The 17,111-nt window shown below is 63.6% G+C and carries 8 protein-coding genes; all 8 read right to left on the reverse strand.

What is annotated here, in order from left to right; translation table 11 throughout:
• The 8 genes from EV688_RS15770 to EV688_RS15805 are packed head-to-tail and all read right to left on the reverse strand — an operon-like array spanning position 1 to position 17,082.
• Positions 1-3,732: an LVIVD repeat-containing protein gene (locus EV688_RS15770; protein WP_205686730.1), complete on the reverse strand. Its 3,732-nt coding sequence runs from the start codon at positions 3,730-3,732 to the stop codon at positions 1-3.
• A 10-nt stretch (positions 3,733-3,742) separates the two neighbouring features.
• A complete protein-coding gene (locus EV688_RS15775) occupies positions 3,743-5,623 on the reverse strand; it encodes a hypothetical protein (RefSeq protein ID WP_240624460.1) in 1,881 nt (626 codons plus the stop codon).
• A gap of 2 nt (positions 5,624-5,625) precedes the next feature.
• Entirely contained in the window at positions 5,626-7,605 is a 1,980-nt protein-coding gene (locus EV688_RS15780) for a heme-binding protein (RefSeq protein ID WP_117319478.1), read from the reverse strand.
• 12 nt (positions 7,606-7,617) lie between these two features.
• Complete coding sequence (locus EV688_RS15785; protein WP_117319479.1) at positions 7,618-9,306, reverse strand: cytochrome c3 family protein; 1,689 nt, start codon at positions 9,304-9,306, stop codon at positions 7,618-7,620.
• A 4-nt stretch (positions 9,307-9,310) separates the two neighbouring features.
• Positions 9,311-10,183, reverse strand: a complete 873-nt coding sequence (locus EV688_RS15790) for a hypothetical protein (protein WP_117319480.1) — start codon at positions 10,181-10,183, stop codon at positions 9,311-9,313.
• A complete protein-coding gene (locus tag EV688_RS15795) occupies positions 10,184-12,658 on the reverse strand; it encodes a cyclic nucleotide-binding domain-containing protein (RefSeq protein WP_117319481.1) in 2,475 nt (824 codons plus the stop codon).
• 18 nt (positions 12,659-12,676) lie between these two features.
• Positions 12,677-15,538 carry an autotransporter domain-containing protein gene (locus EV688_RS15800; RefSeq protein ID WP_117319482.1) on the reverse strand — a complete coding sequence of 954 codons (2,862 nt, stop codon included), beginning with the start codon at positions 15,536-15,538 and terminating at the stop codon, positions 12,677-12,679.
• Positions 15,535-17,082, reverse strand: a complete 1,548-nt coding sequence (locus tag EV688_RS15805) for a caspase family protein (protein WP_205686731.1) — start codon at positions 17,080-17,082, stop codon at positions 15,535-15,537. The genes EV688_RS15800 and EV688_RS15805 overlap by 4 nt, the downstream gene beginning before the upstream one ends.
• Between the last annotated feature and the right edge of the window lie 29 nt (positions 17,083-17,111).

Here is a 17,111-nt window from a genome sequence, read left to right on the forward strand (position 1 = left end):
CTATCGATTCTCCACGAACCAGGGCTTGCCGTCTTTGTCGAGAAACAGCCGGCGCATCTCCTCAAGGTTCAGCGGCCGTGAGCCCACACGCCCGAACACCGCCACCTGACCGCCAGTCTCGTCGACACCGCGATCGCGCTCCAGGCCACGGCTCAGGGACAGCGCTGGCGATGCTGTCGGGTAGGAAGCGATGAGTTGCGGCGACGGTTCGGGGCTGAAACCGTAGAATTTCGGCTGGGTATCCGGCGCCGTCAGCTGCAGCACCTTGAGGCCACCACCGCCATCAGCCAGGTAGGCAAACAGCGAGGCGTTGGTGGTTGCCACCACCACGTCGCGAACATCTTCAAGACCCTCTGTGACGCGCGTCTGCAGGCGCATGGCATCGGGCCGGGTGACATCGACCACGGCCAGGCCTTCGCGGCCCGCCGCAACGTAGGCATAAGTCCGCGCAAGCGTGACACGACCGGCCTCCGACAGAGCGATCGTGTTGTTCGCGACAAGCTCAGGTGCCGCGGGGTTGGTGACATCAATCACCTTGAGTCCCTCGCTGTCCGTCACGAACAGGTAACGGAACTGCAGCGCTACCGAGTGCGCATTGTCCATCGGCACGATATCCACGAGGGTCGGCGACAGCGGATCGTCAAGGTTCAGCACCACCACGCCACGGTCCGCCACGATGTAGGCGTAATAGCCACCAAGCGCCATGTGCCGGGCGCCATCCAGCACGCCGTCGACATTCCAGGTAAGCGCGCGCTCGAGACGGTTGTTGCGCGGCTCACCATCGGCAAGGGTATTCACGTTGGTCAGGATCAGCCCCTCGCGTCGATCGGTAACCAGCGCGTAGTTGTACAGTGGATGGAACGGCTGCTCGAGGTTGACCTCGCGCATCAGCTTGCCGTCGTTGCGCGGCGGATGGATCGGCTGATTGGTCGGCAACACCACGCAACTGGCGTCCGCAGAAGGGATCCGTGTGTTCTGTCCCAGCGGGCTGAAGGGCGCCGTGATAAAGCGCTGCGACACACCCTTGTTGGCAATGCTCGCGGTGTCGTACACGCGCATGCCCTGCGCGCCCTCCGCCACGAACAGGTACTCGCCGCGATGCTGCAGGCAGGCTGCGCTGCCGCTGCTGTGGGGATAGCCCTCCTCCAGCTCGCGGTCCCGTTCCGTATGTGCCCGGTAATAGTCCGGGTAGGCATAGCGCTGCAGATAGCTGCCAATCACCGCCTGGGGTTCATCCCACTCGGTAACTTTTACGCCGGATACATGGTTCTCGCCGCCGACCCAGGCATAGTGTCCGACAAAGTCGACGAAGCCGGTGCCGTACATCAGCAGCTGCGCCATGATGGCGTTGTTGTCGTTGCTCTGCGACAGATGGCAATCCTCGCAGTCCTTGGTTTCCGTCTTGCGCACCGTATGCGGAAAGTGCGGATTGAAGGCCTGCGAGCTGTAGCCACTTGAGGCGATTGGCGGCTGCTGGATATAGATTTTCTCGCGGTTGGCGTTGGTCGACGACAGCACCAGCGCCGAGGTGGATCGCACCGGCGCGATCTTGCCGCCCTTCGCGGTCTCGCGCCGGCCGAGCAGGAACATCTGGTCGCGGGACACCTGCGGATTGTAGGTCGCGTAGTTGCGCGATTCGCCACCTTCGTAGTGATGACGGTCCGTCTTGTTGTTCGCCTCGATGGGCAGGTGACAGCCGCCGCAGCTCGTGGTCCAGGAGGTGTGGCAGGTGTAGCACTCCATGTCCGCATCGGCGTGCGCCAGATTCTTCAGATCGGTGTCCGGGCCCCAGTCCTGGGTGCTGGTGTCGCGACTCATCAATTTTGCCCGGGCGGCTTTCTCGTTATAGCCGGGTTTGCCGGGCGATACGCTGTCCTTGACCAGGCTGAGCTCCCACTCGAGATCGGGATCGAGCACCGAGCGCTGGATCAGCTTGTCGGCCACCCACTCGAAGCGCAGCCTGCCATCCGGGTTGCGGATAGCGCCGATATCCGTACCGCCCTCGAGTGCCGCGGGGCCGGAGGTGAACAGATTCGGATACGCGTCCACGCTGCCGTGACAGTCCTTGCAGTCGATCTCCACCGCCGCGGCCACCTCGCCGTAGATGTGGCCGTTACCGTGGTTGTCCTGGGCATAGTGGCAGTCCACGCAGTGCATGCCGACATCGAGATGTACCGAGGACATGTGCACCGCCTTGTCGAACTTGTCCGGATCGTCATCGGCAACGGGATCACCCTCTGCATCGAGCAGATTGCCCTGGCGGTCGCGCTTGAAAATGGCGCGGAAATTCCAGCCGTGACCGTGGTAATCCGCGAACTGGGTATCCTTCAGCTTCGGATTCAGCGCGGACACTTCCTTGAGAAACTCCAGATCCCCCCACTTGCCCCGCGGCGCTGCACCCTCTGGGTTGCGCTCCAGCACCGCGCGACGCTCGTCGTCGTCCGGGTATTGCTGCTCCTCAGGCCACATGAACGGTGCATCGGACTCGTAGTCCCACATGGTGTAGCCAAGGTAGCTGTTCACGAACATGTTCGGCTGGTGCATGTGGCAGACCATGCACTGACTGGTGGGTATGGCGCGGGTGAACGCGTGTTTCAGCGGATGACCGGGCTCATTCTTTGGAATGGTCGGGTCGCCAGTCTGGGTCTCGCCCATGTGGCCAAACTGCGCATACTGGCCGGAGTGCCGCGGGTCGCGATCGTTCGCATAGACCACGTGACAGGAGGCACAGCCCGAGCTGCGGAAATCACCCGGCTGGTCATTGGTGCCGAGAAACCAGGTATGGGGATCATTGAGGCGGGTCTTGGTGATGTTGATTACCGGCACCGAGATGCGGGCCCCGGTGCCGGGCCCGCGGTTGGACTGGCGGATGTCCGGGCGGCCCGGCTCTTCCAGTCGCTGCAGCTGACCGAGAGCGTTCGGCAGACCGGTTTCGGGAAACAGGTTGGTGATGTTGCGACCGCCGCGCTCGAAGACACGGAACACATCCCCCGGCTTCACGGTTTCCCACGCCGGCAGCGGATACAGCTGCGGCAGGATACTCGCCTCGGTCATGTCCTCGTTAACGGGTACCGGATTTTCCAGCATGGCCGGCTCGCCCTCGCGGGTATATGCCTCACCCATGATATAGCGCTTGTACGGCAGGATGCCATTGTTGTAAGCCGCACCGCCCCAGAGCATGGCCGAGGTGGACATCAGGCTGCGCTCCGCCGCCTGGATTGTGGGCAGATGGCAGGCGCCGCAGGCCTCGCGCGCAACCCGGTAATCCGACGGATTGACGAAGCGCGTGAACTCCGGGCTCTCGCGATTGAGCAGCGTGTAGCTGCGTTCCGGATTGGCGCTGGACGGATAGTGCCAGCTCTCGGGATACAGGGGCAGCACATGCGCGCGCTCCATGCTGGCGCGGTAGGCGCTGTCTGCCAGCGAGTGCGCCGACGTCGGCTTTTCCTCACGCGCGTTGCCGCCGTGACAGTCCGTGCAGCCGAGCTTGACCGCGGGATTGCTGTGCATGGTCTTGCTGTCGGTGCCCTCGTGGCAGGTCAGGCAGCCTTCGGACTTGGCGTTGACACGTTCCGCGGTCTGCTGAGCCGGCGCCGGCGGATGGAAAGAATAATCGCGCTGCACCGCTGTCTCGTCACCGGCGGCCAGCACCAGGCCGGCCAGTGTCGCCAGCAGAGCGACAACGGCCGAGGGCATGATCCATCGCTGGGTGTTCGCGGGTTGCGGGGTCATCGCATCTCCCCTAGAAAGTGAGAATGAGGTTGAAAAGCACGGAGCGCGGATCGTCGTCGCCGAACAGGCCGCGGTAGCCGTCGCCGCTGATCAGTTGCGCGTAGGAAGCCCGCACGACGACATTCTGGCTCATGAACGGTCGCCAGATCAGTGCGGCGGAAAGATCGTAGCCAATATGCGCGTCCACGTCGGCCTGCGCCCGTGCCGCCTCCAGCACCGCGGTCTCGGCAAACGCCAGGTAATTGGCGTTCAGCGACAGGCGCAGTTCGGGCAGGAGGTCGAGGTCGACACCGGCACCGGCAAGCAGCAGACCCGGATTGGTGAAGTTCGATTGTCCATGTTCCTTGGAAGCGCGCAGGGAGTTCAGTGCACCGTTGCGCGCCGACAGCGCGACCCGTCCACCGCCGATCAGCGGTACAGCCTGGCGTATCCAGTAGCTGGTGTCCGCACCGGCGAACTGCGGATTCTCGAAAATCGCGTCAAAGCCGCGGCTCTTGTCGTCATAGGGGTTGTTGTCGCCCGACGCGTACAGGAACGACAGTCGCGGCCGTATCCAGTCAAAATCCATGGACGGTTCAGCGGCGAAGAACCAGGCCTCAATATCCGATCTGCGATCCGTAAAAACGCCGTCTTCCTCGCCCAGGGCAAGGTAGGCAGAGGTCGTGAGATTCAATCGCCCGAAATGCCCGTCACCGCTGAAGCCCAGGTAATAGGCATCATAGGTACGTGGACGCTCCTGCCCCAGGGATGCCGGGCGCGCAATGAAGGCATTGTTGTCGTAGAACACCGAATTCTCGCGGTTGCGATTCCACGCCAGCGTGACCTGGGAAAAAAAACCGAGCGCCGGCCTGTCCTGCGCATACAGGTTGGCGATGAAGACATCGTCATCGCGCAGGCTTTTCCCGATGTCATTGAGGCCGCTGTTGGTGTCCTTCTCCATACGCCGGAACCAGGCCAGGTTGTACTGGTAGCGGTTGTTATCCCGGGTGCCAAACAGGCGCACGCCAAAGGGCGCGTCCTGGAAGAGAAAACCGCGAAAATCGCTGGAAAAGGGCTGAATGCCGATGCGCAGGCTGTCAAAGTCGTAGCGCTCGGAAACATTGCGCAGATGCTTGTCGACGAAGGCCGCCTGTATGCCGACGTGACCGTCCTCGCGCTGACGTCCCACACCCGGGTTGGCGTCGGTGCCCAGGGTTTCGTCCAGCCGTGTGACGTTACCGTTGAACACCGGCGTGAAGCGGAACTCCCAGTCCGGCGGGCGGAAAACGGTATCCCCCTTGTAGTACACCAGCTCCACCGCGAGGTTCTGGTTGAAAAGCGCCTGATCCGTGTTACCGAGGACATCCAGCGCGCCGGGGTTGGCTGTGGTCTGCACACCGACCGGTGTCGGCGCGTCCCGCAGCTCCAGCACGGTGTCGGAAATGGCGGTGACATTGAAAAACCAGTCGTCGTGCAGCGGCTTGTCACCCTTGATGGTGTTCTGATTGTAAGGGTCCCACCAGTTGTCCTCGTAGCCGAGGGCATCGACAATGCGCCAGCGATCGGGGATGGCGACCGCTTCCACGAACTGCTGCGGGGTTGGCCGGGGTATGGAGGAATGGCGACGCGGCATCACCGGGCGCTCGCGCACCGGTGTTTCCCTGAGGATTTCGCCGCTGTCCTCATCTACCCGGGTCTCGACATAGCGGCAGTTACGGTTCACGCCAGCGACGCGACGGCGAGTGCTGCGCCCGCGCTCGCGGGGCGCGTTGTCGTCGCAGATGATCTCGCTCTCGACGTCCTGCGCACGTACCGCAGGGGATGCCGACAACAGCCAGGCGGCGACGGCCAGCATGGGCAGGCCGAGCATGGACAGTGGCACAGACAGCCGGCGCAGCGCGGTTTTTCTCATGATCATTTCCCCGCGCAGACCTGTTGCTCATCGCTGTCGTTGAACGGTGACTGCGGACACTGGACATAGCGCAGGCGCTCCCCCCGCGGTGCCAGCTGATCCGCGCGCAGGGCCGGCGGCGCATTGTTCAGTGCGCCATTCAGGGCCAGGCCCGCCTCGTGGACGCCGAGAAACGCAATCATGTCGTCCTGGTCGATGCCGTCGCCCGACACGCCGATGCCGCCGACCAGCACGTTGCCACGGTAGATTGGCACACTCCCCGGGAATATCTGCATGCCGTTGGCAATCCGCACACCCTCGGCCGCGGCGCAATTCGCGCCCACGTCTTCCACCGTGGCGCCTACCGCGAACAGCACATGGCCCAGCAGCCGGTTGATCACCAGGTCGAGCTGCAGACCGGTGGAAAGGACACTCCATTCGTTATCGACAAAGGATTTGCTGAACGGGCCGTTGGGATTGCCGCGGATACCGTCAGGATAAAACGGGCGCGACAGGTTGCCGCCGGCGCGGTCGGAGAACGCTGTCCCGTCCTGCAGGGCGCGCGGACCAACGAACAGCCGGGCCGCCTCCACGTAATCGCCGATCGCCACGCGCGCTTTTTCACTCAGGTCGGGGCTGAGGTAGCGGGCCGGCTCGGCAATACCCTTAAGAAAATCACCCGCATCGCGCGACGAGAACAGCGTTGCCGTGCGCGCTTTCTGCAGTGAGACATCGGCGCCGAAAACCGGCGCGTCGCGGCTGCGCAGCATACCGAGTATCTCGCCCCGGCTGTCGACAACGCTCACCGTCACGCGCGCAGCCGTACCGAGGGGTCGCCGTATCTGCGCGCGGGCGCGATTGGCGATGGTCAGGGCCGACCGCAGCAGCTGATCCACTTCTTCGACCTGCAGCGGCGCCAGGGGCAGAAAGGCGGCGTCGGTGCCGCTGCGCGCCGGGAATCGCTCGTCCCCGGCGGCATCGACGAAGACAAAGGCGTCAAGATCGGCATAGGCCACCGCGGGCACCACACCCGACGCCGGCTGACCGAATCGCGTGCCGGCGCGAATCGTTGCCGCGCTGTAGCCGGGCACCGCCACGAGCGATCCCGTGTCTGCAAGGTCGTCATACCGGGGTGCCTGCTGCGGGTCGACGCTGAGATCGGCAAACCCAAGATCGCTGAAGCGCAGCGTCTTGCCCTCAACCGTGATGACGTCGGCGCGGCGATCGGCGGGCGCCGCAAAGCCGAATGTCGCCGCAAGTGCGATGCGCTCATCGAGGTTGTCATCGCGATCCAGCAGATTGCGATCAATGCCATAGAGTCCGTCCGCCATCACGCCGACGCCGCCGACTGGCGTGCCATCCTTGTACAGCGGGAAGCCGCCGGGGTCCGCCGCGAGCCCCAGCGGCGAACGCTGCGGCCCCACGGCTAGTGCATCCGGGTTGCCCGCAAGCGTGAAATCGGAACAGGCAAGTTGGCTGAACTGCACCCCGAACAGTGGCCCCGACGGCTGATTGAGCTCACCCGGATTGAAGTGCTCCTGCACAATCTGGTTTGCGGTGCGCGTCGAAAAGGCGTTGCCCTCGCTGGAAAGAAAGGCCCCGGTCACGGCTTTGGCGATGGCCGCGACGGCATCACCCGCCGTGCCGGCCGGCAACACGAGACCTTCCAGTCCACCGTCGATGCTGACGGGCTGATCCGTCGCGATAGTCACCGCCGCCCCCTGCGGGCCCATACGGTGTACCGCCAGCACATTGCCCACGCGATCCACCACGGCCAGGGTGGCCCTCGCGCCAACGGCCTGCGCCTGGGCAATGCCCTGGGCCAGCACCCGGCGCACGTCGGCGGCACTCAGGCCTGTTGCGCTGTCGGCACACTGCCCGTCGCAGCTGACGGTCTGCGGGGCCGGCGCGGCCGCTTCCGGCGCAGGTTCCGGAATCCCGCCGCTGCCGCCACCACAACCGACGGCCAGCAAGAGCAGGGCCATGGCAGGCATACGCAGCATGTCAGGCCCTGCTCACAGGTCGCGGACCTCAACCGAAGGGGTGCCCTCGGGACGGTGAAACTGATGGCAGCCAACGCAGTCGACGGCAACGGACTGCCGATTCGCATCGTGACAGCCCAGGCAATTGTCCTTTGCCGGCATAAGTACATCGGTTGCTTTTTGCGACGTGTCCGCCGCATGACAGTCAAGACAGATAGCGTCGCCGCTGCGACCGGCGAGGTTGAGATGGCTCTGGTGACTGAAGCGGCTCTGGGAGTACCAGTCGACCGTCAGCTTCACCGGATGCACGAACCAGCGGTCAATCGGCGTATCCGCCCCGGTATCGCTCACCTCGTGACAGGTCACGCAGCCGGTTTCCGCAAACTGGTACCGGGCCTCGCTGGCGGCCTCGCGAAGACCGCAGTCGAGCCCGCTGCCCTCGCAGCTGGCCTCGCCCATGCGCTTGCCCGGCAGCCGCCGCGGCTTCTGAACGGAGCGCTCGGCGCGCAATTCTGGATCGGTAAACTCGCGAATGAAATGCGCTTCCAGGGCCTCAAAGGCCGCCCGCGTATTGCCGTGGGGCAGCTCTACCTGCGGATCGAAGGGGTCGAAATTCAGGCTGTGGCAGTCGCGGCAGTGCGTATCCATGCGCACCGGCTCAAAATGCTCACCGCTGTCCTTCGGGACATGACAGCTGGCGCACGCCAGCGCCTCGCGGCTGTTGGGCGTCTGTACTTTGTCACGGTCCAGGTGGACTTCATGGTTGAACTTGAGCTGGGATTCATCGGTGAGTGTCGCAGGCGCGGCGCGGGTGCGCTGCAGCCGCCAGCCGTGGGCGGCGCCGTCGCCGTCCGGCACCCAGCGGGAGAGCCGGAACTCGGGGTGGCCGTCGGCAGAGAACGCATGCACCGCGAGCAGCTCCGTATCGCTGACATCGCGCCAGGCATCGGGCGAGGCGTGACAATCGGTACACAGCGGGTTGTCCTGCCGCACCAGACGGGCCGGTTCGTTATGCTCCCGGTGACAGCCGGCACAGCGCTCGCCGGGCAGATCCAGCCCGGCAAACTCATGCACATCCGCGTGCTCGCGAATCCGCTGATGGCAGTCAGTGCAGACACCATCGCGCACCATTTCAAACGGTTTCTGGTGACAGGCGGAGCAATCCTCCGCGACACCGGCAGCGCGGTGGACCGAGGACAGCTCACCGCTGCTCCAGTGACGGTCGTCCGGAATGCCCGGCAGGGAGGTAAAGCGGGCCACCGCCGGATTGTCGATGGCGAGGAAGGGAAGAATCAGGAACAGCGCCAGTATCAGGCCAGCCGCCAGCCAGGAAAACCGCCGCGTCGACCAGGGCCGGATACCGCGCTGCACCTCCGCGGTGAGCACGCTGATGTAGTTGGCATCGCCGGTGATTTCCAGCCCCGCATCAAAGCCCGTCGGTGCCGCAAAAGCACGGAAGCGGTAGCCGCCGGCATCTACCGCCTCACCCGGTGCCAGCGTGGTGGTCTTGACCAGAGCGCCATCGCGCTGCAGCGCGGCAGTGCGACAGGAGAGCCTGAGTATGGCATTGCGCCCCGCGCTGACCCGCACCTCCTTCTGCAGCCCCGGCAGCTGGAAATCGGCACGCGCCGATGCCCCGAGGCGCAGGGTTTTTCCGGACAGCTCATGGTCCAGGGTTTCTCCCTGCCCATCGCCAGACCTGCGTCGCAAGAGAAGCTGCATCGGCCTACCAGTAAATGAAAACGCTGAGAACATGAACGACCAGCGCGAACAGCAGCGCCACGGTCAGTGGAATGTGAAAGAACAGCCAGATCTGCATGAGCCCGCGCAGGCGGGCATCCCGGCGCAGGCGGCGCAGCAGCACCTGCCGGCGTCCGAACATGTCCAGCAGCTCGTTCAGCAGCTCCGCCTCACGGCGCCGGCTCGCCCGGGGCACGCGCGACGCGAGATGCGCAATAACCGCCGACTGATCGCGGTTGTCCACGGCGGTGCTGCCAACGCGCACGCGAGAACGGTCGCGACCCCTGAGTACGGTCCAGGTCGTGCCGCCAAGACGGGTCAGCTCCAGTGCACTGTCCACCACAGCACTCAGATCGGCATCACCCCGCGCCGCCAGTCGGCTGATCTGCCGGTCGATATCCTCGAGTTCGCGACTGCTGGCAGCGATATCGCGACCGGCATTGTTCGCCGCGAGCGACCCTGGCAGTGCGAGATAGACGTAAAGCCCATAGATGCCTGACAGCACCACGAGACACATCAGGACATAGGCCAGGGTGTGCACATTGAGTCCGAACTGCAGCGCACAGTGCAGGGTGGCAACGACCAGCAGTGCCAGCCCGAGGTAGACATGGGCCGACGTCCAGCCCTGCACCCGACCCATCGCCGAGCGATAGCTGCGCTTGCGCACGCCCAGCAGCGACAGCCAGACGATCAGCAGGGCTCCCAGCGTACCGAGTGTATAGCCCTGCCAGGTTCCGCCGTTGCGCGGCTGGGCCCCATCGGTGGCCTGGGAGAAATACAGAGCCATCGACGCGGCAATCAGCAGCAACGCCAGCCACAGGTAGCGAAAGCGCGCATAGCTGACAATGTTTGGCAGCACCTAAAGAACACTCACAAGTTCGGTGAAGCGGTCCGGTCCGAGGCGGATAGCCGCCCCCGTGGGACAGGCACGCACACAGGCGTGCCCGCCCGGCAGGTCACGACAGGCATCGCACTTCACCGCGGTCTTGCGGCTGTTGGCGTCTGCAGGCGAGGCGCTATGGACGTCTCCCGGACCGTCGCCGGCCCCGAACAGCAGCCAGGAAAGCAGACCGGGCTTCTTCGCGGCCGGATAGCGCAGGCTGATGGCATCATAGGGACAATGGGTTTCACAGTTACCGCAGCCAATGCAGGCGTCGGTGATGAATACCTCGCCGTCCGCCGAGCGTCGTATGGCATCGGTAGGGCAGTCCTTCATGCAGTGCGGCAGCTCGCAGTGCCGACAGGTGGTCGCCACGTGCCACTGGTTATGTGAGGCGCCCTCGCGGCGATTCAGGCGCGAGATACCGCCGTGGGTCTCGGCGCAGGCCCGCTCGCAGTTGTCACAGCCAATGCACAGGCTCTCGTCGATGAGCAGGGCATTGGTCGCCTCACCCATGCCTTCCTGCATCAGAAAGTTCACCGTGCGGGCTGCCTCGCTGCGCGAGGCCATGGCGTTGATCTGCAGCAGGTTATCGCTGAGCCGCTGCTGCAACACCGGCAGGTAATCGCCGCTCTGCCCCACCAGGCGCAGAAACTCCGGCTGCCGGATCGGCAGTGTTTCCGTGCGCACGGCGGCGCTGGCGGTCTCGCGTCTTGTCGGCGCCCCCATCAGCGCCATCTGCCCGACCAGTTCCCCCGAATGCAGCTGGTTGACCACGCTGCCATCGCCACCCTTCGACAGCGCAACGCGACCGCGGCGGATCAGATGCAGCTCCTCGCCCTGCTCCCCTTCCCGGTAGATCAGGTCACCGGCCTCAAAGGTTTTCGGCGTGATGCCTGCGGCAATCTCGCCCAGTTCATCCAGCGGGATACCGGTGCGGAACGCCGCCAGCAAAGCGCGCATGATGAACACACGATCAATACCCTCGCGTATCTCTTCGTTACTGTTCATCACCTTGACCATGATGCGTCGCGGCGTCTCGATCAGGATGCTGTCCCGCTTGACAATCGCCGAGCCCTCGCGCGGGCGACCGGAAATCAGGCTCATCTCGCCGAAGAACTGCCCGGGACTGAGCGTGTGCCAGGGACCGTCCTGCTCGAGCTGCAGCTGCACGCTACCCTCCACCAGCGTATAGAACGATGAGCTGTACTCGCCGTTTCTGTAAAGGGTGTAATCTGCAGGCACATGCACCGTTTCACGCTCGCGTGTGCTGCCCGGTACCGACGCCCCCTCTTCGCTGAACAGGATACGGCTTTCAATGATCAGCTCGCGAAAAGCCAGTGGGTTCATGCGCCGGAACATCGGTACGCGCTGCTGATACAGATCGAGAACGTCCTCCGGATCCATGGCGTAGGGCAGTCCGGCGAACTGGCTTGCGAGCAGCTCGTAATCCGCCGGTCGGGTCTCCCTGCCGTGGATGAAATCGACAACCTCGTAGCCCTGGTTCATCGCCTGCTTGATCAGGGGGTAGCCACCCAGCGCACCGATCACGTACAGCCCCGGAACGTTACTCTGGTATTTGCGATCCACCTCGGGCACGGCATCGAGATGCGGACTGCTGATCTTTATACCGCAGCTCTCAACAAATTTGCGTGGCGGTATTGTTCCGAGACGGGCGATGATGCGGTGGCAGGCGACGCGCGTTTCCCCTGACGGGGTCTTGAGCAGGAGCGCGCCCTCACCCTCATCACCGGGCAACTCGAGGCCCGCGACATGGCTTTCGTACAGGCAGGAAAGCGGGATATCGGGATCGTTGATCGCCGCGAGTATGGCGCTCAGGTTACCGTCCTTGGCGCGGCTGAACTCCCCCCGCCGATTGACGATGGTAACGCGGTTCTGTTTCGCCAGCGCGATGGCATTCTCGATCGCTGCATCACCCGCGCCCACCACCACAATGGATTCACCCCGGTAAGCGTCTGCGTCATCCAGGGTATACAGGACAAACTCGGATTCCGCGTCGCCATCAACGCCGAGCGTGCGGGGATTGCCCTGGGTGCCGATGGACAGGACCACGTTTTCGGCGTACAGCTCTTCGCCACCGGCGAGACGGATCAGAAAGTCACCCTGGGTACCGGAAATGTCCGCGACCTCCGCGTTATAGCGGATATGGATCCCCTCGCCCTGCAGGCGCTCCTGCCAGGCCCCGAGAATGTCCTCGCGCCGGCCCGCCTCGAAGGGCATGGGTGAGCGCAGGTTCAGGAAACCGGGCTCCGCCATGACATGCTTGCCTTTCTGGTACTTCTGGATGGTCTTGGCGAAGGTGCTGTGGCCCTCCAGAAGCACGTAGGACGGCTCAGCGACACCGGCCTCACGATCATAGGCTGCGGCACGACCCGCGGCGCTGAGCCCCGCGGGCCCGCCGCCGATAATGGCGGTGTGGTAACTACGACTCACCGGCAAGACTCCCGCACGTCAGAACGGCTTGTCCCAGCGCAGGCCGAATGAGTAGCCATCGCGGGAGAAGCCATTAAAGCTTTCGTAAAAGTGGTAATCGATGAATCCGGAGAAGCCCATGATGAACTGGCCGGACACGCCGACGCCGAGATCAAAGAACTGATCATCCACCGCCTGCCCCTCAATGAGCATGCGGTCAGTGAGGAGATCGGTCTCGCCAAAGGGATTATTCGAGAGCCTGAGACCGACATCTTCGGAACCGTCCTTGGCTTCCGTGACATGCAGGACACGCAGATTAGGGACAAGCACGCCAAAGCCGGTGCTGATCGCGTAGTCAGCCTGCACGCCCAGGCTCAGCCTGAGGGACTCGTAACCCTGGCGGTCCACATCGAACAGCCAGGCACCGTCGCTCTCGGCACCGGCGCGCTCACTGTAGCCGTCAATGGAGCCATCGATGTAGAACAGGGATGCCGTGGGACCGTAGCGCAGACCGCCGCGACGGAACTCGTAGCCCGTGTTGAAGCCGACGTAGAGTTGATCGCCGGTTGTCGTGCTCAGGTTTTCGGCCTGATAGGCACCGTTGGCATCGCTGTAATTTACCCGGCGAACCGTGGTGTAGTCTGTCTCGCCGTAGCTGAACATCAGGTCGGAATACCAGTTGTCCGTGATCTGCCAGCCGCCATATAGCGACAGCGCCCAGTTATCGAGGTCCGTCTCGCCCCCGTTGTTGGCGTAGTCGATCTTTGCCTCGCCCAGGCTCACGGCGCCGCCGGCGTACAGGTTGTCGCGAATGCGATAGTCGGCACCGGCGGTGATTGCCCAGATATCGAACTCGTAGCCCGAGCGGGCCACGGACTCATCGCGCGTGGCGAAGTCGATATCGCCCTGCAGGAAGAGACCAAGGTTGCCGAAGTCGAGGAATCCATCCTCGCCTTCCCCGGCCGCCATGCCGAGCAGGTCGGCGAAGGCAGACTGCAGCGTCGAGGCGGGCACCAGTTCATCGCCCACGCGGATGTTGAGGCCGGCCACGGACGCGCCGCCGCTGCCACCGCCGGAGTTGAGCAGACGACGCCGGGAATCGAGCTGACGGAACTGGATGGTCGCCAGCTCCACAGCGTAATCCCGGAAGGCCTGCACTTCCCGCGGCAGGATTTCATTCAGCGCGTCGCGCGCCTGCTGATCGCTGGTGTCGGCGTTCTTCAGTCGGCTGCAGGCCGCCCGCAGGGCACGCTGGCCCGGGGTCAGGCTCGCGCCCAATGCCTCATCCTGAATGATGCGCGGGCAGACTTCGTCGATTCTCCCCGCCAGGCGACGCTGCTGTGTGCTGAGCCCCGACAGCGAGGACAGGTTGCTGCCGAAATTCTGCACCTCGGAACAACCGGTCTCATCGACCTCCAGGCCGGGCTCGGTGTTCGGACACTGATCGACATCGTTGTTCACGCCATCGTCGTCGCTGTCGAGCTGGGACGCGCCGCAGCCGGCGGCGTCAACACTCTCGCCAGCGGGCGTGCCGGGACACTGGTCCAAGGCATTGCTCACGCCATCATTGTCATCGTCGAGCTGTGACTCACTGCAGCCCGAGCTGTTCACGCTCTCTCCGGCTGGCGTTGCCGGGCACTGGTCCTCCTCGTTGATGACGCCATCGTTGTCGTCGTCGAGCTGACCCGTCGGCGCTTCCTGCGACTCGCTGCAGCCTTGCTCATCCACACTCTCGCCGGCGGGGGTATTGGGGCACTGGTCAATCGCGTTGCTAACGCCATCATTGTCATCGTCGAGCTGGGATGCGCTGCATCCCTGTCGGTTCACGCTTTCCCCGGCAGGCGTGGCGGGGCACTGGTCCAGCTTGTCCGAGACACCGTCGCTGTCCCTGTCACGCTGGCTCGACGAGCAGCCGTTCTGGTCAGCGGTTTCGTCGGCGGGTGTATTCGGGCAGACATCGAAGACATCCGGCACGGTATCGAAGTCGCTGTCGGGCAGGCTCGTGCTGCAACCTTCCGTATCAACATTCTCGCCTTCGACGGTGTCCGGACACTGGTCTACCGCGTCACTCACCCCGTCTCCATCGGCGTCAAGCTGGGAGGCGCCGCACCCCTGGGCATCAACGCTCTCGCCTGAGGGTGTCGCGGGACACTCGTCAATGGCATCATTCACGCCATCACCGTCGGAATCGAGTTGCGTGAGGCTACAACCAACCTCGTTGACGCTCTCGCCTGAGGGTGTCGCGGGACACTCGTCAATCGCATCATTCACGCCATCCCCATCGGAATCGAGTTGCGTGAGGCTACAACCAACCTCGTTGACGCTCTCGCCTGAGGGTGTCGCGGGACACTCGTCAATGGCATCATTCACGCCATCACTGTCGGAATCGAGTTGCGTGAGGCTACAACCAACCTCGTTGACGCTCTCACCAGAGGATGTGTTGGGGCATTGATCCATGTTGTCTGCCACACCGTCCCCATCGCTGTCCGGGGGCTGATCGGGGGCAAACTGAGCTGTGGCAGAAAAACTACTCTGTGGAAAGTCGCTGCTTAGGGAATAACTCAGAGTCTGGCCAGATTGAGCACCGGCGTCAGTGACCCAACCAGTAAAAATAAATCCGGAATCGGGGACAGCCTCAAGCGTCACATCCGCGAAAGACTGCTCATTGCTAATAATGGAATAAAAACAGGGAGAGCCATCGAGACAGACTTGACTGTCCGTGAAGCCAGAAGAAGAAGTTACTACAAAATTAACGCTACCCCCGGTCTGGGCTTGAACCGAGGTGCTTTCTGCATCTGCCGAAACCTGCGCGTTGGCGGACTGCATGACGACCAACCCAAGAAGAATCGAAATAAGCACCGACAACCCTCGGATGAAAATATTTCGGAGTCTCGACATCATTCAGCTACATCTCCCGCCACAAAAAAGAAGTCACCCACCTCATCCCCCGCCCGCTTGATCGCCTTGAACTCCGGATCGAGCTCCGGCTGCCTTACGGCGAGCTCATCCAGCAGGTTGAGGAACATGGCCGGTGCGGTCGCGACCCCTTCGTTCTCCTCCAGCGCCTCAATGAACGCATCGGCAAACACCGAGGTATAACCCGCGCGCAGACGCGGCACCGGTGAATCCACCCCGGAAGTCATGAGAAGGCGCGAGCGATTGGGCAGCCGCAGATCGATGTAGGCATCGCTGAGCAGCTGCTGCGGATCGCTGGCAAGCAGAAAGGCGGGATTGTCGGCAAGTAGTCCGGCGAAAGCGGAGTCGGCAATCACCATGATGCGACGCGCCTTGAGACGCGCCAGGTGGCTGGTAACCTGCTCCGTGGGCACCCAGAAGGTATCGTTCGGCGGGGCTTCCGCGTTAACGGGTAGCCAGTAGCCCGCGTCATAGCTGCCGCTGCTGCGACGGTTGCCGTGACCCGAGTAGTAGATCAGAAGATTATCATCCTCACGCAGCACGTCGTTAAGGGCATTCAGCGCGCGTAGTATTTCCGTGTTGTCCGCATTGCTGACACGGCGCACCTGAAAACCGTAGCGCTCTGTGAGGACCTTGCTGAGGCGCCGCGTATCCTCCATCGGAGTATCCAGCTTGCTCAGGTGAACGTAGTCGGAATTACCGATCACCAGCGCAAAGTAGCGGCCGTAGGTCTTGCCGTCGCGGGTAATGACATCCGGCGCCGCGAGCACTTCCTGCAGTTGCTCGACGACCTTGCGAGTTTCCTCGACTTCGCGAGAAAGCGTGGCTTCACGCTCGCGCGCCTCACCCGCCTCACGACGGGCGGCACCGGCCTCTTGCTGCGCACTCGCCGCGCGCTCCTGCGCCTGCTGCAGGGCCGAGCGCGCGGCTTCCGCCTCTTCGCCGGCCCGACGCGCAGACTCCTGCGCCGCGGCTGTCTTCTGCGCCTCGGCCAGCAACTCGCGCTCCGCCTCAGAGCGATGCACGAGCTCATCGTCGCCAATCCCCCAGGCACGTCGATACCAGTTGAGCGCAATACGCTTGTCCTGCTCCACGCCTCGGCCGCTTTCATACAGCGTTGCCAGATTGACCTGCGCGCCCTTATGGCCCTGCTCGGCCGCACGCTGGAACCACACAAACGCCAGCTCGTAATTGGGGTCACCGCCGAGTCCGCGCTCAAAGATCTCGCCGACGGCGTTCTGGGCATCGGCCTCACCGGATTCCGCCGCGGGCAGCCACACCTTTAATGCGGTCTTGTAGTCAGCGCGGTCATAGGCCACGTATTCACCGCCGCGGATACGGCAATCCTGGGCCGTGGTTCGCGTCGGTCGGCGGGGCGTGAGATAAGACGTGTTACCGAGTCGCCGTACCTGACCCGGCAGCAGGCAGTCCACGATGTAGAGATCATCAACCGTGGCGTTCTCAGGTATTTCCGGCGCGGGACCGCCACCACCGGCACAGCCAACCAGTGCCGCCAGGACAATGCCCAAGACCGCCCATGCCTGACGCCATGTTGACG

This window comes from Chromatocurvus halotolerans (assembly GCF_004340525.1).
Taxonomy (GTDB): Bacteria; Pseudomonadota; Gammaproteobacteria; order Pseudomonadales; family Halieaceae; genus Chromatocurvus; species Chromatocurvus halotolerans.